The 19,732-nt window shown below is 36.1% G+C and carries 15 protein-coding genes, 1 pseudogene and 1 other annotated feature; of the genes and pseudogenes, 9 read left to right on the top strand and 7 right to left on the bottom strand.

Annotated features, from left to right (window positions below; all coding sequences use genetic code 11):
• The first annotated feature begins 708 nt into the window (after positions 1–708).
• On the top strand, positions 709–1,977 hold the full coding sequence (locus BAMA_RS07610; RefSeq protein ID WP_034637934.1) for an MFS transporter: 1,269 nt from the start codon (positions 709–711) through the stop codon (positions 1,975–1,977).
• 105 nt (positions 1,978–2,082) lie between these two features.
• Here BAMA_RS07610 and BAMA_RS07615 read toward each other — a convergent pair whose 3' ends face one another.
• The 4 genes and pseudogenes from BAMA_RS07615 to BAMA_RS07635 all read right to left on the bottom strand — a co-directional run bounded on the left by BAMA_RS07615 (position 2,083) and on the right by BAMA_RS07635 (position 6,172).
• A complete protein-coding gene (locus BAMA_RS07615) occupies positions 2,083–2,517 on the bottom strand; it encodes a disulfide oxidoreductase (RefSeq protein ID WP_034637936.1) in 435 nt (144 codons plus the stop codon).
• Positions 2,514–3,200, bottom strand: coding sequence for a DsbA family protein (locus BAMA_RS07620; RefSeq protein ID WP_034637937.1), 687 nt, complete (start codon positions 3,198–3,200; stop codon positions 2,514–2,516). The genes BAMA_RS07615 and BAMA_RS07620 overlap by 4 nt, the downstream gene beginning before the upstream one ends.
• A 182-nt stretch (positions 3,201–3,382) precedes the next feature.
• Positions 3,383–5,713 (bottom strand): annotated as a pseudogene (locus tag BAMA_RS07625) (heavy metal translocating P-type ATPase); the annotation flags it as partial.
• A 126-nt stretch (positions 5,714–5,839) separates the two neighbouring features.
• Positions 5,840–6,172, bottom strand: coding sequence for an ArsR/SmtB family transcription factor (locus BAMA_RS07635; RefSeq protein ID WP_034637943.1), 333 nt, complete (start codon positions 6,170–6,172; stop codon positions 5,840–5,842).
• 502 nt (positions 6,173–6,674) lie between these two features.
• Between BAMA_RS07635 and BAMA_RS07640 the strand changes: the two genes are divergently transcribed.
• From BAMA_RS07640 to BAMA_RS07650, 3 genes are all read left to right on the top strand, one after another.
• On the top strand, positions 6,675–7,151 hold the full coding sequence (locus BAMA_RS07640; protein WP_034637945.1) for a DUF2975 domain-containing protein: 477 nt from the start codon (positions 6,675–6,677) through the stop codon (positions 7,149–7,151).
• A gap of 10 nt (positions 7,152–7,161) precedes the next feature.
• Complete coding sequence (locus BAMA_RS07645; protein ID WP_034637947.1) at positions 7,162–7,377, top strand: helix-turn-helix domain-containing protein; 216 nt, start codon at positions 7,162–7,164, stop codon at positions 7,375–7,377.
• Positions 7,378–7,537: 160 nt separating this feature from the next.
• Positions 7,538–8,683 (top strand): MFS transporter, encoded by a 1,146-nt coding sequence (locus tag BAMA_RS07650; RefSeq protein WP_034637950.1) that lies wholly within the window; start codon positions 7,538–7,540, stop codon positions 8,681–8,683.
• Positions 8,684–8,952: 269 nt separating this feature from the next.
• On the opposite strand, the gene BAMA_RS07655 is transcribed toward BAMA_RS07650, so the two are convergent.
• Both BAMA_RS07655 and BAMA_RS07660 read right to left on the bottom strand, forming a co-directional pair.
• Entirely contained in the window at positions 8,953–10,146 is a 1,194-nt protein-coding gene (locus BAMA_RS07655) for a YhgE/Pip domain-containing protein (protein ID WP_034638361.1), read from the bottom strand.
• 37 nt (positions 10,147–10,183) lie between these two features.
• Positions 10,184–10,843 (bottom strand): TetR/AcrR family transcriptional regulator, encoded by a 660-nt coding sequence (locus BAMA_RS07660; protein WP_034637951.1) that lies wholly within the window; start codon positions 10,841–10,843, stop codon positions 10,184–10,186.
• A gap of 381 nt (positions 10,844–11,224) precedes the next feature.
• Between BAMA_RS07660 and mle the strand changes: the two genes are divergently transcribed.
• Positions 11,225–12,088, top strand: a complete 864-nt coding sequence (mle, locus tag BAMA_RS07665; protein WP_034637953.1) for an alpha/beta fold macrolide esterase — start codon at positions 11,225–11,227, stop codon at positions 12,086–12,088.
• A gap of 163 nt (positions 12,089–12,251) precedes the next feature.
• On the opposite strand, the gene BAMA_RS07670 is transcribed toward mle, so the two are convergent.
• The gene (locus BAMA_RS07670; protein ID WP_235184432.1) at positions 12,252–12,635 is read right to left on the bottom strand and encodes a VOC family protein; all 384 of its coding nucleotides are present in this window, start codon (positions 12,633–12,635) and stop codon (positions 12,252–12,254) included.
• Between the two features lie 1,064 nt (positions 12,636–13,699).
• On the opposite strand from BAMA_RS07670, the gene hflX reads away from it, so the two are divergent.
• From hflX to BAMA_RS07690, 4 genes are all read left to right on the top strand, one after another.
• On the top strand, positions 13,700–14,959 hold the full coding sequence (hflX, locus tag BAMA_RS07675; protein ID WP_034637954.1) for a GTPase HflX: 1,260 nt from the start codon (positions 13,700–13,702) through the stop codon (positions 14,957–14,959).
• A 318-nt stretch (positions 14,960–15,277) separates the two neighbouring features.
• The gene (locus BAMA_RS07680) at positions 15,278–16,492 is read left to right on the top strand and encodes an MFS transporter (RefSeq protein WP_034637956.1); all 1,215 of its coding nucleotides are present in this window, start codon (positions 15,278–15,280) and stop codon (positions 16,490–16,492) included.
• A gap of 10 nt (positions 16,493–16,502) precedes the next feature.
• The gene (gene cysK, locus BAMA_RS07685) at positions 16,503–17,420 is read left to right on the top strand and encodes a cysteine synthase A (protein WP_034637958.1); all 918 of its coding nucleotides are present in this window, start codon (positions 16,503–16,505) and stop codon (positions 17,418–17,420) included.
• 71 nt (positions 17,421–17,491) lie between these two features.
• Positions 17,492–17,713 (top strand) — a binding site (T-box leader).
• A 449-nt stretch (positions 17,714–18,162) separates the two neighbouring features.
• Complete coding sequence (locus BAMA_RS07690) at positions 18,163–19,500, top strand: sodium-dependent transporter (protein ID WP_034637960.1); 1,338 nt, start codon at positions 18,163–18,165, stop codon at positions 19,498–19,500.
• Positions 19,501–19,732: the final 232 nt, after the last annotated feature.

Here is a 19,732-nt window from a genome sequence, read left to right on the forward strand (position 1 = left end):
TAGGATTGAATTTTAATGCGAAAAGTTTCAGTTCTTTTTCAATTTCCTTTCAGTTGTGAAACAACATTGAGTGTTCTTAATAAATTGATGCGAATATAATATCTACATGAAGTTGTATAAGGAGAATATTATGAAACCGTATTGAAGTTGTTAGATGAAATACGTGAAACACAGAGGTTAATATGGTTGGTGATAAAGAAAGGGATTGTGTAATAGGTATAACTGAAAGAGAAGAAGCATAATAAGCTTACAATTAAAGTTGTGGGGAAGTATATATAATTTAGAGTGTATTATAAAAATACACAATTTTGCTTCGCTATTGGAGATTTCTTATTGGAATTGTTTAAGTGTAATTTAATTTTAAAAGTAATTACTTGTTTCTGTCTTTGTCCCTATCGTTTTTTTATTGTTTGATTCTTCATTTATGATAAAAATAATTACTAGAAGTGTGAGAACAGTAATACTTAAAATAAAAAATCTTTTCATATATTATGCCTCCTTATTTTAGTATATAAATACAACCTTCTTGGAACTTATTGTAAGGATTTAACTAAGTTATGTCTATATGACTATACTGACTTTAACATGAGAAAATTTATTTCATGTTTGATAACTTCTATTATAGATGAAGGGAATTTAGTTGATTATGAAACATAAATCATAGTACATTTAAATTTGAGGGGATTTTTTGATAAAGAAGGTGTAGACATGTTGAATCAAGCCGATGGTGCTGTGCAGCATCATATGTATACAGCTGAAGAACAACAGAAGTTATATAAACGAACATTAGTCATCGTAAGCATTTCACAAATGTTTGGTGGGGCAGGGTTAGCTGCTGGGATTACGGTAGGTGCGCTTTTAGCACAGCAAATGCTTGGAACAGATGCGTTTGCAGGATTGCCAGCTGCGATTTTTACAATGGGATCGGCAGGTGCGGCTTTTATAGTAGGAAGGCTGTCACAGCGTTACGGACGCCGAATCGGGCTTGCGGCAGGATTTATTGTCGGTGGACTTGGTGCTATTGGTGTTATTATTGCAGCTTTAATAAATAGTATTGTTCTCTTGCTTGCTTCGTTGTTGATTTATGGTGCAGGTACCGCTTCAAACTTGCAAGCTCGTTATGCGGGTACGGATTTAGCAAATGAGAAACAAAGGGCAACTGCAATTAGTATTACAATGGTAATGACAACTTTTGGTGCAGTTGCAGGGCCAAACTTAGTAAGTGTAATGGGAGAATTTGCTCTTTCCATTGGAGTTCCAGAACTAGCGGGTCCATTTATACTATCAGCGGCTGCTTTTTTACTAGCGGGTCTCATTCTTTTCATTATGCTTCGTCCTGACCCATTTATTGTAGCGAAGATAATAGAAACATATAAAGAGAAACAAGGACATAATGGAGGCTCAATACATACAAAATCTACAGCTAATAAAAAGGGCGTTACAGTAGGTGCAATCGTTATGATTCTATCTCAAATTGTCATGGTTGCCATTATGACGATGACTCCAATACATATGAAACACCACGGGCATGGGTTACATGAAGTAGGTCTTGTTATTGCATTTCATGTCGGTGCTATGTATCTTCCGTCACTCGTTACAGGAATACTTGTTGATAAGATTGGCCGAATGGCAATGAGTATTGCTTCTGGAGTAATACTACTTATGTCAGGTGTAGTAGCTGCCTTGGCACCAAGTGACTCTTTAATCCTCTTAATTGTAGCTCTTTCTTTACTTGGATTAGGATGGAATCTTGGTTTAATAAGTGGTACGGCTCAAATCGTTGATGCAACAGAACCATCAATACGGGCAAAGACACAAGGGAAGGTAGATGTTTTTATGGCGCTCGCAGGAGCTTCTGGCGGAGCATTGTCTGGCATGGTTGTAGCGAATTCTAGTTATGCAGCTTTATCATTAGCTGGAGGAGCGTTAGCTTTACTGCTTATTCCAGTTGTGATATGGTCTCGGAAAGGTGAATGAAATGAAGTCCTCCTAATTAACTAGGGGGATTTTTTAGTGTAGATGAATAATTTAAAAAGGGTGTTTTCGGATAACTACTGTTAAAGTGTTAAGGAGTCTTTTTTATTAATCTTGACTGTTTTTTGTGAATAGCATCAATAAAGTAATGAAACTAAAAGCTACGAAAGCTAGAAACGGAATTGTAATAAAGCCTAGCCAATTAATATACTCCGCATTACAGGGAACTCCTTGAACACACGGTTTAATTTCGGCAAAGCCTGGAATCTTTTGTATTGCATAGTGATAAAGCGAAATACTTCCACCGATAAGAGAGAGTGGTAACACATATTTTTTGATTCTTTTTTCGTTATAGAATGTGGCAATACCTAAGAAAATGCTGAGTGGATACATCAAAATTCGTTGATACCAGCATAGTTCACAGGGGATGAATCCACGGATTTCACTAAAGTATAAACTTCCTAATGTGGCAACCATAGAAACAATCCAAGCCATATATAGTGTGTAATCACGCCATTTGAAGCTTCTTTGTGCTGTACTCATTGTTTCTTTTCTTCCAATGCTTTTTCAATTAATCTTTTGATTTCTTCATAATCATATGGATCAGATAGCATCGTATTATTAATAACAATACTTGGTGTTAATGATACGCCATAGTCTTGTACAAGTTGGTTGTCTCTACTTACCTCGTTTTGCATCGTTTGATTGTTTATATCCTCTTCTAACTGAGCTGTATCTATATTTGGTGTATGTGTTCTTGCTATCTCTAATAACTTTTCTGAAGTAATCCATGGATCATCATGATTTTGTGGTTGTGCATTGAATATTTCTTTATGGAATGTCCAATAAGATTGCGGATCTTGTTTATAGACAGATTCAGCAGCTAAAGCAGCTAATTTTGATTCTTCTCCATGGAATAAAACATTAACATAAGAGAATTTGATTTTACCAGTATCTATGTAATCTTTCTGAAGCTCGGGAAAGATTTGTTCTCCCCATGCTTTACAAGCAGGACATTTATAATCTCCAAACTCTACAATAGAAACTGGTGCATTTTCATCTCCTAAAGTAGGTTGATTTCCGATAGAAGGTAGATTTTTACTCACTTTATTTTCTGTTGTTGTTTTTTCTGTATTATTCATGACAACAAAAGCCACAATTACAGCAAAGATAACTAATGTGATGGGTAGTAATAACTTTACGGGAGACAATTGTTTTTTCTTCATGTGAACACCTCAATTTTTATAATGTAATTTTAATAAAATCATGACTTTTTATTCTACCTATATAAATACCAATTTTAAAAAATACTTTTTAGATGGAAGCGAGCCTCTGTCAATGCATAGAAGTTTTCTGCCACATGCGAAGGAATTAAGGTACAGGGCTTAACAGATAGCCCTGTACAAGGTTATTTGTTTTGTAATAAACGCATGCTGTTAAGTATGACGATAAGTGCAGCGCCAGTATCACTCAATACCGCAATCCATAGTGTCAACCAGCCTGGGAAAATAAGAGCTAGGGCAACAAATTTAATAATTAATGAGAACCAAATATTTTGTTTAATAATACGTAATGCTTTTCGACTTAGTTCCATTGTATAAGGGAGTTTCTCAAGGTTATCCGCCATTAGTACAATATCTGCTGTTTCCATTGCAGTATCAGTTCCTGCACCACCCATAGCAATTCCAAGGTTTGCTGTGGCAAGAGCTGGAGCATCATTGATGCCGTCTCCAATCATAGCTACTGTTTTTCCTTCAGATTGAAGTTGTTTCACAGATTTGACTTTATCTTCAGGAAGTAAATTAGCGAAATAACGATCAACTTTTGCTTTTTTCGCAATATGCTTTGCTGTACCTTCATTGTCTCCTGTTAGCATGACGGTTTCTTGAATACCTACTTGTTTTAATTCTTGTATTGTTTCATAAGTGGTTGAACGAATAGAATCTGCAACGGAAATAATCCCTAAAATCGAATGATTTGTACCGATAAGTACTACTGTTTGCCCAATTCGTTGCATTTCTTGAATAGGTTCTTGCCAAACTTGAAGGGGAACTCCTAAATCTTCAAATAAAGCGGTATTCCCAGCATAATAAGTTTCTCCAGCAATATTTACTCGAGCACCTTTTCCTACAATCGTGAAGAAATCTGTAGCTTCTTGAACAGGTATTTGACGTTCTTTTGCGTATGCTGTGATCGCTTTTGCGATTGGATGATTGGAGTATTCTTCAATTGTTGCAGCAATAGACAATAACTCATCTTCAGAACAATCGATACTTCGTTCATGCATTACCTTTGGTTTACCTTCAGTCAATGTTCCGGTTTTATCAAATGCAATAACATTTAGTGAACCTGCTATTTCTAAAGCTGTCCCACCTTTGATGAGCACACCATTTCTTGCAGCGTTGCCAATGGCAGATACAATTGCGACAGGTGTAGAAATAACCAAAGCACAAGGACATGCGACAACAAGAAGTTCTAAACCTCTATAAAACCAATCCATCCATGCTCCCATACCTAGAAGGGGAGGGATTATCATGACAATAATGGCTAATAGAAAGACGATTGGTGTATAAATTTTCGCAAAACGATCTACAAACGCTTCAGTTGGTGCTTTCTGTTCCTGCGCTTCCTCAACAAGATGAATAATGCGTGAAAGGGTAGTATCCTCTACTAATTTAGTAACAATAATTTCTAATGATCCCTCTTCATTAATCGTTCCTGCGTAAACTGAATCACCAACTTTTTTATCAACAGGAATAGATTCGCCTGTAATAGGTGATTGATTCACAGTAGAAGTTCCTTTGACAACTGTACCATCCAACGGGATTTTCTCCCCTGGTTTCACGACAATTGTGGAGTTTACTGTAATATCATCAACAGATTTTTTGAGTAGTCGTGTTCCAACTTTCACCCAAGCCTCTGGTGGTGCTAAATCAATTAATCCACGAATTGATTCACGTGTACGTTCAATAGATTTATTTTGTAACGTTGCTCCTAGTGCAAACAACCAAACAACTGTTGCACCTTCTAACCATTCTCCAATTAAAGCCGCACCAATAGCAGCTGAAACCATGAGAACGTTCATATCTAACGATTTGCTTTTTATAGCGTAAAAAGCACTTTTTGCAGGTTTGTATCCGCCAACTAGAATACTAGCTGCATAAAGAATTGTAATAAGAGAGGAAGGTGTATTTGTAAACCCACCAAAGAATCCGAAAGCTAAAAACAGTCCTGAAAGAATTAAAGTTGTGTCTTTAGATTTTGAAACTGGTGTTGTCTCTCTACGGTTTCCAGCTAAAGAAGCTTCAAAACCAGCATTAGAAACTTCTTTTACAATGTCATTTACGTTTCGATCATGACGAATGTGCATTTTTCCTGTAGCGAAGTTGACGCGAACTTCCTCTACACCAGAAATATTTTGTAGATGTTTTTCAATTGTTAAGGCACATGCTCCGCAATCCATGCCAGTAACTAAATATGTTTGTGCGCCATCTTCTTTTATTTTTGGAATATCAAGAGATGGTGTATCTTCACATGAGCTATCACTACAACAAGAAGTTTTTGATGCTGCTTGTTCTTTTAGGATGGCTGATTCAGATGAGCAGCATGAAGATGTTTTTTCTAGTTGGGATTCACAACTAGAACTAGAATCGTTAGTTCCAATTTCTGTAGTATCAGTACTACTACAACAGGAATTCTTCTTTGTAGTAACGGGAACGATAGGAATCTCGTTTTTAGAAAAGAATGATGGTTGCTGTATTACCTCTTCTTTCGCAAGTTCTTGGGAAGATTCACTGCAAAATGAAGTTTGACAGCAATCGGTTTGTTGTTCTCTTTCTTATTTGTCATGACAAATTTCACCTCTTTAAGTCAAACAAGCATCGTTTTTATCGCATGCCGCTACGTCGTCATGTACTTCATGAAATACAACATCAAACATTGTGAGTAGTTGTTTAATCTGTTCATTACGTAAAGAATAATAGACATATTTTCCTTCTTGCCTACCAAGAATGATGCCACATCCTTTTAGACAGTTGAGGTGTTGCGATATGTTAGATTGATTTCCTTGAATCATTTCTACAATTTCAGATACCGTTTTTTCACCATCTGTCATACATTGAAGAATTTGTAGCCTTGTTTTATCCGCAAATCCTCGAATAAATTTAGCTTTTACATCTAAGCCACTTGAGTTACACAATGATATTCCTCCTTTTGTCGTATTAGTGAATACTAATACGTTTCTTTATTATTCATATTAGCACTGACTAATATGTGTGTCAAAAAGTTAAAAAATAATTTATCCCGCTATTTGCAGGCTGTAAGACTCCCACCCCAAAACTTAGAGGATTCAGAGAAGTTTAGGTGGGAGATAAACAGTCCGTAAAAGCCCGATTGGTTGGGCTAACAATCAGTGGGGGATGGAGAACCTCCCACTGAGTGAAGTTTCACTTTATTTGCTGGGGATTTTTTTGCTTAGAACAATGAAAATGGATTGAAAGGTTTTCTGTATGCTAGGAGAGGGAAGACAATAGCGCTTATAAATTGAATAGTTTAAGTTTTTTAGGGTATTTCTTTGTAATGAAAAGAGTTTTTTTGCCTTTTTCAACAATAAAAACATGATTGAAATAAATAAAGATTTATTGTTAAACGATAAAAAATGTGTTAAATTCAAATGGATAATAAATAAATGAGGTGCTTTTATGAAACATGGTTCAACACTCTTTTTAAAGATAGCTGTTTTCCTTATTGGAACGCCAGTTTTCGCTTTATGTATATTTGGATTACCTTGGTTAGTTAATCATCCAGTAAATCCAGACTATGCCTATATACTATATCCGATTGTAATAGGTATGTGTGTATCAGTAATACCATTTTCTATTGCGTTGTATAAGGCTTTTATGTTGCTAAGTTATATTGATAAAAACAAAGCTTTCTCAAAAATTTCTGTTAGAGCCTTAAAGAATATAAAATATTGTGCAATTGCAATTAGTACCCTATATGTCGTAATGATGCCATTCGTTTATCTTGTAGCAGAGAAAGATGATGCCCCAGGCCTTATCATAATGGGAATGGTCCCTATTTTTGCTTCAATGGTAATTGCGTTCTTTGCTGCTGTCCTTCAAAGGCTGTTACAAGAAGCGATTGATATAAAATCAGAAAATGATTTAACGGTCTGAGGTGAATAATATGGCAATTATAATTAATATTGATGTGATGCTGGCTAAAAGAAAAATGAGTGTAACAGAACTTTCTGAGAGGGTCGGGATAACAATGGCCAATCTTTCTATATTGAAAAATGGAAAAGCAAAAGCAATTCGGTTTTCAACATTAGAGGCAATATGTAAAGCATTAGAATGCCAACCGGGTGATATTTTAGAGTATAGAAGTGAAGAAGAGCTTTAATTAGTAAATATTTGAATAAAACAGGACACAAAAAAAGACTGATATAATTAATCAGTCTTTTTTTGTTGCAAAGTAGAATTTTTGTATGCTTGAAAACTTATATAAAGTCCTTTTGTTCCCTTAGGTGAATATACATGTAAAAATTAATTTAAACGGGGGAATGAAATTGAGGGGAAGGGTCAGTTTAACAGTTGGCTGGATAACGTTGTTTCTCATGGGGACGGACTTGTTTGTTGTATCACCGCTATTGCCATTCATTTCTGAAGCGTATGAGATTAGTCCAACGATGACAGGATGGATGGTCACTGTTTTTGCGGTAACATATGCAATTTCAGCTCCTTTCTTTGGTTGGCTTTCTGACAAAAAAGGGAGAAGAACATTCATTGTGTTTGGTTTGTTGTTGTTTACGATTGCAAACGCCCTTACTGCCTTTGCTCCTTCGTTTTTCTGGCTTATTATGAGTCGTATTTTAGCCGGATTGTCTGTTGCTTCCATCACGCCCTTGATTTACGCAATTATCGGAGATATTGCACCATCAAACAGAAGAGGAACGTGGCTTTCAATTGTTGTTTCCGGACATTTAACAGCGCTTTGGGCAGGAGCGCCAATTGGTACATTATTAGAATATTTTTTAGGGTGGCGCTTTGTGTTTGTTGTGATGGCGGTCGCAGGAGGTATATTGGCGGTAATAAATTTAAAAACGTGGGAGTCTATCCAAAAAAACAATGCTACAAGAAATATATTAGAAGGAAATTTACTCAGGATACTAGGTTCAGTAAGTGTTACAACCGTTTGGGCAATGTCGATGTACGCTCTTTACATATATTTAGGCGCCGCTCTTTACTCTGAAAATAGATTTTCATCATCAGAAATTGCATTGGCTGTTACATTTTACGGTATTGGCGCTGTTCTAGGAAGTCTAACAAGTGGACAGTTAACTGATAAATTTGGAGAAAATAAAATCTCAAAAGCTACGCTAGTTTTTTTATCGGCAATACTTATCTTTTTAGGAGTATTCTTTTCATCTGGTGATTGGGTATATTTCTTTCTCTTTATATGGGCGTTAGTGGGATACGCTAGCTTTACATCTTATCAAGCGCGATTAGCGATGGAGTACCCAAATGAACGAGGGATTGTGATGGCATGGAATAATACCGCTTTATACATTGGTATTACTGTCGGTTCTATGATTGGCGGTTATGTTGTAGCGAATTGGGGTTATTCCTTCTTGCCATATGTGTGTAGTGTTGCGGCGATTATAAGTTTTATGCTCAGTCAACAAAAGATGAAAGAAGTGCTTAAGTGAAATAGATTCATATTTTATCCCGCATTCACGGGCTGTAAGACTCCCACCTCAAAGCTTGAGGGAAGTGAAGAAGTTTAGGTGGGAGATAAACAGCCCATAAATGCCCGATTGGTTCAACTAACAATCAGTAGGGGATGGAGAACCTCCACTGATTGAAGTTTCACTTTATTTTTGTTGCAATAAGGAAGAGGAATGAAAAACCAGTAACAGCCGTTTTCTTAATAGGAAAACGGCTGTTACTGTGATTTTTTAGAATGGAAAACTATTCATTAGCGATCTAGTTTCAGCTGAGAATGTTGTTCTTTTGCTGAATTAAGCTTTAACGCAGAAGTGAGTATGACGAAACTACTTACTAGCCCAATCCAAACAAGGGTTGATATAGAGGAACTCCAAGCTAATCCTTTGCCAAAGAAGAGGAGTTCGCGCAATCCTTCTACCATAAAGCGCATTGGTAACCAAGGATAAACCCAGTCTCTATAAAATGAAGACATCATTTCAGGAGCCATTGCAAGCAATGGTGCACCAAAGAAAAGCAATAAGACAAAGATAGGCATTCCCTTAATTCCTATTAATGAGAGTACAGCTAATATCATTAGGAAAAAGCTAAATGAAGTAATCGATAGGAATAAGGCTGTATCTGTAAATTGCGGGATATTTAATCCTACCAATCCATCTGCCATCCAAGTTAATCCAAATCCAATTGCGAGAGCAACAATCGCACCCATCAAAATTTGTATCATCTTTGCAATAAGATTTTCTTTTCGAGTAATAACCGGTAATTTGCTAATAGCGATATAGATTATAGCTGCGCTTGCCATACTTGCCATCCATAGTGGCTGGAATAATGAAACAGGAGCATTACCGTTTGCACTATTTGTTCCGATTTCATTTACATTTGTAACTTTTTTTGTAATAGGAGTTGCTAAGCTAGAAGCTTGTTTTGGGGTCAAAGTTACGCCTTGCTTTTCAAATCCATCAAACAGCTGGGTACGAACCATGTTGTTCATATTGTCAACGACTCCATTTAACATTTGTCCTGCCATTGTTGAAGCCATTGGATTCATACCTTGATTAATAAATATTTGTACTTCAGGCGAAGAAGGTGTTGGAGTTTGTAAAGATGCCTGTTTCGCACTGAAGTCTTTTGGGATTACTAACGCTGCATAATACTCCTTATTATCTAGCCCTTTTTTTACTGCTGCTGTGTCCTTTACTTTAATCCACTTCACAGCTGGTTCTTTATTGCTTTCTTGTTTGGACATTTCCTCTATCGTTCCAACAATTTTTTTGCCCATATTTACTTTTGACTGGTTAGGAATTTGTACCCCTTGATCTTCGTTAACAATAGCGATAGGTAAATTCTGTGGTTGCGGCTGGACCGATGGGAAAAGCGTTAGTGAAAAAATAAATATGATTGCCAATGCGATTATAGGTGTTAATAATACGAGTTTGTTTTTTAATATATTCATGTGTGAAAGACCTCCATTTCATTAAAAATATTTATACAGATTTTTTTAAGCCATCCATTATAAAGCAAATAACTACATCTAATTCTGCGTCTTCATCCACCACAAAGTTATCAGTAATTAGCACGAAACGTGTAGTAAAGTAGCCATATAGGAAAGTTAGTACCATTCTAAGAGCAACGGGTGTTAGAGGTTGAGTTAAATCTTTGGACGTCTTAAATGTTTCAGTAATTTTACCGAAATGCTTAATTATGTTCTCTGAAACTAAAGGTTTCAGTTCTTGTTTAAACTCTTCGCGATAGATCACTTCTTTTACTAAAATTTGAAATAGTTTTTTATTGTTATTGATGAAATCAATTCGGTTTTTTATAAGGGCTCTTAGGAAGTCTTCAAAAGTCTTTGGATTTTGAGCCATTAAATCATTAAGCACCTCTTGGATCATATAAGGAATGAAGTCTTTAAGAAAAGGTAAAATAACAGAAAGTAAGAGGTTATCTTTCGTTCCATAATGGCGAAATATAGTTGCTTCAGCTGCCCCAGCTTCTGCGGCTATTTCACTAGTCGAAGTGTTAGCAAATCCTTTTTCAGCAAAGATTTTAATAGCTGCTTCCACTATTTTTTGTTGTTTGTCAGTTTGTTTCTTCGATAATCTCGATTGGGCAATCATTTCATCAATAAGATTATTTGTGGTCATATGATTCACTCCTAAAGTAGTAATATAAAAAGTGAGTAATCACTTACTTTTTATATTACTTGATTTTTTTGGAAAGTCAATAAAAAGTGAGTAATCACTTATTTTTTCTTTCACTCGAAATATGTTTTTAATTTGTAATCTGGAATTACTTCATTATGCTAAGGTGCTCATTAGGTTAAGGGATATGTTATACTTAAGTAGGGGACCCCCCCTTATCCGTTCTGTAAGGAGAGTGTGTTTTCATGATTATTAAGTTCATTCGTTTACGCTAATTTCAGGTACAGTTCATCTTTACTCATTCATTTTTCCATAAAATGAATAGGTTTATTTGAGTGTACCTTATTCAAATTTACCAAATTCGAATGAAATGAGGAACGAACTATGACTGAAAAGATATTTGAAATTAACGGAATTAATATATGTACAGAGAGCTTTGGAGATTCAACGCAACCAGCAGTTTTATTGATAAATGGCGCTATGAATTCAATGGTTTATTGGGATGAAGAATTCTGCCAGCGATTAGCTGATGGAGGAAGATATGTGATTCGATTTGATAATCGAGATGTCGGGCGCTCCACGACTTATGAGCCTGGTACTTCTAATTATACTGTAATAGATATGGCAAACGATGCTATAGGGGTATTGGATGCCTATAATATTGATCGAGTGCACATTGTTGGAATGTCGTTAGGTGGTATGATCGCTCAAGTTGTTGCGTTCAATAATCCTCACAAAGTTCTAAGCATGACTGCAATTTCATCAAGTCTTTTTGGATCTGATGACAATGACAGAGGTTTACCTGAGATAGATGAGAGTTTATTTGCTTATCATGCGAAGGGAGCCACATTAGACTGGTCGGATGAAGAATCAGTTATCAACTATTTAGTTGAAGGTTCAAAAATGCTATGTGGTTCAAATCACACATTTGATGAGAAAAGAGCTCGTAAACTAACAACACAAGACTTTAAACGAGCAAATAGCTTACTCAGTATGTTTAATCATGCAATGCTTACAGGCGATGAGTATTATGAAGATAAAATTAAAGAAATAAATGCTCCAGCATTGGTAATCCATGGTACAGACGATATCATTCTTCCTTATGAACATGGCGTAGCACTTTCTAAAGAACTACCCAATGCATCATTATTAACACTAGAAGGGACCGGTCACGAAATTCACTTTGATGACTGGGATAAAATAATTCATGCTATTTTAAAACATACTTCAAGTGTGAGAACATTATAAAACTGGATCATTAAATAACCTATAAAGGGCTATAAACAAAGCCCTTTATACTATATATGTGTTTGTAGAGTTAATAAAAGCCGAAATGCCTATTTTTTATGAAGAAGGTATTTCGGCTTTTTTATCAGATATAGAATCCACTAGGGATCATCCATTTCATATATTATTTAAGTTTGTCTGAGGTTATTCTTAAATAATAGCCATCTGGATCTACAATACGAAAATCTTTCATTCCCCAAGATTGAATTTTAAGTTTAGATTGTATTGGATAATTTTTTCCTAGAACATGCTGATATAATTGTTCAATATCATCAGAAACTATGATTATTTCAACACCTTTACCCTTAGGGGTTAGTCCACCTCTTTTTAAATAATGCTCCTCATCAAGAATATAGTCGGGAGTTAATAGTAAAGAAAAATTCCCTTGTTTCATCATAGCGCTAGTAGCAGTCCTTTTAGAGAATGTAACATTAAGAATCTCCTCGTAAAATTCAATAGAACTCTGTAGTTTTTTAACAAATAATTCTAGGCGGAACTCCAACTGCATTCATCTCACTTTCTAAGACATCTTTTCTTATTAAAGACTAGGATTTTTTTATTTGAACAATAACGCTGAAATACTCTTGTCATTATAATATTAGTAAATATATTTTTAAGCATTCTACTTTTGTACAATATTTCTATCGAACAAAAGTATTAAAAATTTGATTATAAGGGAGGGGTTATTTGAGTGCAAAAATCAAATGAAAATAGAGGGATTAGTCTTAAATACTAAACCCTCTATCCTTTATATAAGAAACCAATAAAGTCATATCAAAAATATACCCCATCAAAAAAGATGAAATCTCTTAAAATTTCTCAATCTTACTCATAACATTTTTTAATAGATCAACAGAGCCTAATACATCAGTATCAAGTTCTAGACTATGGTTTGCATTCGGTATTAATGTAGAAATAATATGTTCATTGTTTCCCACCTTAATGTCCCGTTATTTCAATTATTCTATTTTCATTGCTTTTAATCCTTGTATTGATTTTTATAGGAACTATAATGTAAAAAGCAGCAGTTGCTTTATACATTCAACTGCTGCTTTTTTGATATAGATCTATTTTTAATAACCTATCGAATCGACGTTATAATATTCTTTTAGTATACATTAAATGACGGTGCTTTTATTTTCTTCATCTAAGGAAACGGTAGTTATGTTGCTGAAACCCGATATAAAAAATGTATTCGCATTGTACAAAATAAGAACATATGCTACACTGTATGTAACTTTTAATGAACGGAGGGGTTCCTAGTGATTTTAAACAGATTACGTCCAGATACTTTGTGCTAACAATTGAATAGCGCTGAAAGGCTCTGTCTGTGTGCAGAGTAAACGGGATTGGTCTGTCTCTTACTAGGAACCTTATTTGAATATATACAAAAAGGAGGAGGACGAATATGCCTTCTTTTTGTTTTGTCTAAAAACAAAATATGGTGATGAGGACGATTCTTTTCATTTGTGAATGCGAATCCGTGTATATGTTGTATTCTCATCCGTTTTACAAAAACACAGGCAGCGGCTTGTGTTTTTTATATTACGTAATCGAAATGGAGGAATTCGTGTGGAAGAACTAGTACAAAAAGCGATATTAGTAGGAGTAAATTTAGGTGGTCAAGGTAATTTTGAATATTCAATGGAGGAACTTGCAAATTTAACAGAAGCATGTGATGTAGAGGTTGTTGGTCAAGTGACACAAAATTTGCAACGTGTAAATCCATCTCATTATATTGGAACAGGGAAAATTGAAGAGGTGTCAGCGTTTATAAAAGAAGCGGATGCAAATCTTGTCATTTTTAATGATGAATTATCACCATCACAAATTCGAAATTTAGAAGCGGAATTAGATTGTAAAGTCATCGACCGTACGATTTTAATTTTAGATATTTTTGCGCAGCGTGCGAAAACGAAAGAAGCACAGTTGCAGGTAGAAGTAGCACACCTGCAGTATATGATGCCTCGTTTAATTGGTCTTCGTGAGTCACTTGGAAGACAAAGCGGCGGCGTCGGTACGAAAAATAAAGGGGTCGGTGAGAAGAAGCTAGAGCTAGATCGCCGAAAAATTGAAGAGCAAATCTCAGCTTTAAATAAAGAATTAGAAGCATTAACACATCATAGACAAACGCAAAGAAAGCAGCGTAAGAAAAAGGATATGCCTGTTGTTGCGTTAGTTGGATATACGAATGCTGGTAAGTCAACGATGATGAATGCAATGCTTGAAATGTTTAACGAGTCTATTGAGAAACAAGTATTTGAGAAAGATATGTTATTTGCGACGTTAGAAACATCAGTACGTAACATTCAATTACCAGATCAAAAATCATTCCTACTGACGGATACAGTCGGATTTGTTAGTAAGCTTCCGCATCATCTTGTGAAAGCTTTCCGCTCTACATTAGAAGAAGTGGCTGAAGCCGATTTGCTTATCCATGTGGTTGATTATTCGAACCCAAATTATGAGCAGTTAATTGAGATTACAAATGAAACATTGCGAAAAATTGGTGTTGATAATATTCAAACAATCTATGCTTACAATAAATCAGACATGATGGACATTGAAATTCCGCAAGTGCAAGAAGAACGCGTGTATATGTCAGCGAAAAAGCAAGTTGGTGTTGATGAATTAGTACAACTCATTCGTACACATATTTACACAGACTATACACAGTGTGACATGTTAATCCCATATGATCAAGGACAATTGGTTTCATACTTTAACGAACATGCTCATGTGTTAGAAACGAGTTATGAAAATGAAGGAACAAAAATTACAGTTGAATGTAAAAATAGTGATTTTGAAAAGTATAAGTGTTATGTAATGTAGTAGTAAGGAAGTTGTCTTAACGAATTGTTAAGACAATTTTTTTATCCCGCATTAACGGGCTGTAAGACTCCCACCTCAAAACTTGAGAAAAAGCGAAGAAGTTTAGGTGGGAGATTAACAGCCCATAAAAGCCCGATTGGTTCAACTAACACTCAGTGGGGTCCCCACTGAGTGAAGTTTCACTTTATTTGCAAGTGCTCTTACTGGAAAAAGTGAAGAAAGAGGTATAGAATATAATTTGTTTAAAAAATCAGAAATTATTTCAGCAAGTGTAATAATTTCGTACTACGTTGTTAGAAAAGAAAGAGGGGATGGAGGATGCAAGCTGTTACGAAGCAGGAAGTAACAAGTGTGCCAACGATGTATCGTATTTTATTTGCGATTAGTTTTGGTCATTTTTTAAATGATTCGATGCAGGCGGTTGTACCGGCGTTATTTCCGATTTTAGCAAAGTCGATGAACTTATCTTATATGCAAGTTGGATGGATTGCATTTGCGTTAAATATGATTTCTTCGGTTATGCAGCCTGTTTTCGGGATGTACTCAGATAAGAAGCCGTCACCATTTTTATTACCGCTCGGTATGTTCTCAAGTATGATTGGAATGGTGGGAATTGCGTTTGCGCCGAATTTTATTGTTGTCATTTTATCAGTATTATTTATAGGAATTGGTTCAGCTGTGTTTCATCCAGAAGGGTCACGTGTTGCTTATATGGCTGCTGGTACGAAGCGTGGATTAGCACAGTCTATTTATCAAGTTGGTGGGAATACCGGACATTCGCTTGCGCCGGTATTTACGGCACTTATCTTTGTGCCGCTTGGTCAAATTGGTGCACTTGGGTTTACGGCATTTGCAGCAGTTGGTATCGTACTTCTTATGTTCGTTTCCAATTGGTATAAAAATGAACTAGAGCAAGGGGCAGTTTTACGAAAGAAACGTGCCAAGATAGAAGCGAAAACAGCAATCGTGAGTAAACATATTACATTTGTTATTATACTTCTTGTCTTTTTAACATTTGTTCGCTCATGGTATAGCGCCGGAATCGGAAACTTTTATCAGTTTTATTTAATCGATCATTACGGGTTATCGATTAAAAATGCACAGTATTATGTATTTGCATTTATGGTAGCTGGTGTACTTGGTACATTTTTTGGCGGGCCACTTGCAGACCGTTTTGGAAAGAAGAATTTGATTGTGTTCTCAATGCTTGGTTCTGCTCCACTTGCTTTATTATTACCACACGTTTCACTTATGTGGGTCATCCCATTATTTATAGGAATTGGGTTTATTAGTTCAAGTAGTTTTAGTGTAATCGTTGTCTATGCGCAAGAACTTGTACCAGGAAAAGTTGGGATGGTATCGGGTTTAATTGTTGGCCTTGCATTTGGTCTTGGTGCATTAGGAGCTGTTATACTTGGTACACTAGCGGACGTATATAGTTTATATTTCATCATGGTATTTTGTAGTGTGCTGCCACTTATCGGACTTACTTCGTTGTTGTTACCAAATGACCGTAAACAAATAGTAGAGTAGGAGATAGCGAATGGAACAGTATAATAATATTACAGAGTTAATTGGAAATACGCCAGTTGTAAAGTTAGCACGGATTGTGCCAGATGGAGCGGCAGATGTATATGTAAAGCTTGAAATGTTTAACCCATCTCGAAGTGTAAAAGACCGTGCTGCATACAATTTAATTCAAAGTGCGGAAGAACAAGGGATTATTCGAAAAGGAGATACAATTATTGAACCAACAAGTGGTAATACTGGGATTGGCCTCGCGATGAATGCAGCTGCAAAAGGGTATAAAGTAATTCTTGTTATGCCAGACAACATGTCACAGGAGCGCATTAACTTATTAAAAGCGTATGGAGCAGAAGTGGTACTGACGCCAGCAGAGGAGCGTATGCCGGGTGCAATTAAAAAAGCGCTTCAGCTGCAAGAGGGAATTCCAAATAGCTTTATTCCGCAGCAATTTGAAAATAGAGCAAACCCTGACATACATCGCTACACAACAGCAGTCGAAATTTATAATCAAATGGAAGGGCAGCTTGATGCCTTTGTTGCGACGGCTGGAACAGGTGGCACAATTACAGGAACAGGTGAAGCGTTAAAAGAAAAACTACCAAACTTGTATATTGCGGTTGTTGAACCAAAGGGGTCTCCTGTATTATCAGGTGGTGTACCTGGCCCACATAAACTAGTTGGAACAAGTCCGGGATTTATTCCGAAAAACTTAAATACAGCTATTTACGATGAAATCTTCCAAATTGCTGATGAAGAGGCGCTGCATACGATGCGCTCTCTAGCAAAACAAGAAGGGATTTTAGTTGGACCATCTTCAGGTGCAAGTGTATTTGCAGCAATTACACTTGCCGAGCGGTTAGGTGCTGGTAAGAAAGTGTTATGTATTGCACCAGATACAGGAGAGCGTTATTTAAGCATGGGGCTGTTTGAATGAATAGAAAAAATATTTGACATATAAAAAAATGTATGATAAAACTAGTAATGATTAATTCGGAAAACATATATTGTTAGGCGATGAAAGGAAGCAGTAGTGAAAATCTCCCTATTTCAGAGAGCTGATGGTTGGTGTGAATCAGTATATAGATTGTTCATGAAATTCGTCCTGGAGCATCTTTCATAAATCTCAGTGTATGAGGAAGTGAAAGACGGTAGCTATACCGTTATCAAATGAAGTGGTGAAGAATATTTTCACAACTAGGGTGGTACCGCGATATAATCGTCCCTACGTATTTACGTAGGGACGTTTTTTATTCCGTTCTATCTTTGTTGTGTCTTCATAACTAGGGTGGTACCGCGATATATAATCGTCCCTACGTATTTACGTAGGGGCATTTTTTATTTCGGTAGTATAATAGTTTTCTTCACAACTAGGGTGGTACCGCGATATATGATCGTCCCTACGTTTACGTAGGGGCGTTTTTTTATTCCGCATTAACAGGATGTAAGACTCCCACCTCAAAACGTAAGAAAAAGCGAAGAAGTTTAGGTGGGAGATTAACAGCCCGTAAAAGCCCGATTGGTCGGGCTAACAATCAGTAGGGGAAATATTCTTATTGATTGAATTTTCAATTTATTTTTCGGAAGGGTGTGATTATAGAAGGAAAAAGGTGTCATAAAAGTAGAATAGTAGTAGAAATGAAGTGCGAAATTTGGAGAAAAAGAGAGGAGAGATAACAATGAATGCACAACAATGGACATCAAAACTTGGTTTCATTTTAGCTGCGGCAGGATCAGCAATTGGTCTTGGTGCAATTTGGAAGTTCCCGTATATGGCTGGTATCGGAGGGGGTGGAGCATTTTTCCTTATTTTTATCGCTTTCACATTGTTTGTTGGTTTGCCTCTGTTATTAGCTGAATTTGTTATTGGAAGAAGTACGCAAAAGGAAGCGGTGCAAGCGTATGAAGAAATTGCCCCGCGCACAGCATGGCCATGGCTTGGACGTCTTGGGATCATTACATGTTTTATTTTATTATCCTTCTATAGCGTTGTAGGTGGCTGGATTTTATTATATTTATGGAATGCCATTACAGGAAAGCTTTGGGCTGGTGATGGTGCATATGATGCTGTTTTTGGTGAAATTATCTCAAATCCTTATTTAGCGGTAGGTGCACAGCTCTTATTCCTTCTTATTACGATTTTTATTGTAAGTAAAGGTGTGCAAGATGGGGTAGAAAAAGTAAACAAATATTTAATGCCGGCGCTGTTTGTATTATTTTTCGTATTAATTATTCGTGCACTTACATTAGATGGTGCAGGTGAAGGGATTCGCTTTTTCTTGCAGCCTGATTTCTCAAATGTCACATCTGAAGTTATATTATATGCGATGGGGCAATCATTCTTCTCATTATCTGTTGGGGTAGCTGTTATGGTAACGTACAGTTCATATTTACCGAAAGAAGAGAGTTTGCCTCGTTCAGCATTTTCAATTGTTGGTTTAACATTGATTATTACGCTATTCGCAGGTCTTGCAATTTTCCCAGTTGTATTTGCATTTGGAATGGAGCCAGCACAAGGACCTGGACTATTATTTATCGTATTACCAGCTGTTTTCAGTAAAATGGCATTTGGAGAATTTTTCTTTGTTGTATTCTTACTATTATTCTTCTTCGCAACTGTAACATCAGCAATTTCAATGTTAGAAATTAGCGTTGCATCTCTTGTATCAAAGAATAAAGAAAAACGCGGAAAAATTGCGGCTATCGTTGGGATTTGTATTTTCATCGTTGGAATTCCATCAGCATTATCATTTGGTGTATTAAGCGATGTGAAGTTATTTGATAAAACGATTTTCGATTTAGCAGACTTTGCGGTAAGTAACGTATTAATGCCGCTTGGTGTATTGCTCGTTGCTATATTTGTTCCGCTGAAAATGAAAAAAGAAGCGCTAATGAACGAACTTGGTGTAACAAAAAACAAAGGATACAAATTGTTTTTAGTATGGTTATACTTACTTCGCTACGTAGCACCGATTGTAATTGTAATTGTGTTTTTAGATGTAATTGGAATTATTTAAAAGGAAAAACTGTAATATATTTCGTTAAGAGGTTCGGTTTTGAAGTGCAAAATTCGGAATTTCAGGGCTCTTAACATGTAAATTCGCGCGAAGAATGACAAACTATTTGGAAAGTAAATTAGCACAAAAAAGCTTGGAGTCATAGCAGTCTCCAAGCTTTTTATTTGTATGGATTTTTTGAAAGAAAGCACCTGATAGCTTAACAAAGTTGTTTGGAGAAAAATGGTTTAAC

The organism is Bacillus manliponensis, assembly GCF_000712595.1.
Lineage (GTDB): Bacteria > Bacillota > Bacilli > Bacillales > Bacillaceae_G > Bacillus_A > Bacillus_A manliponensis.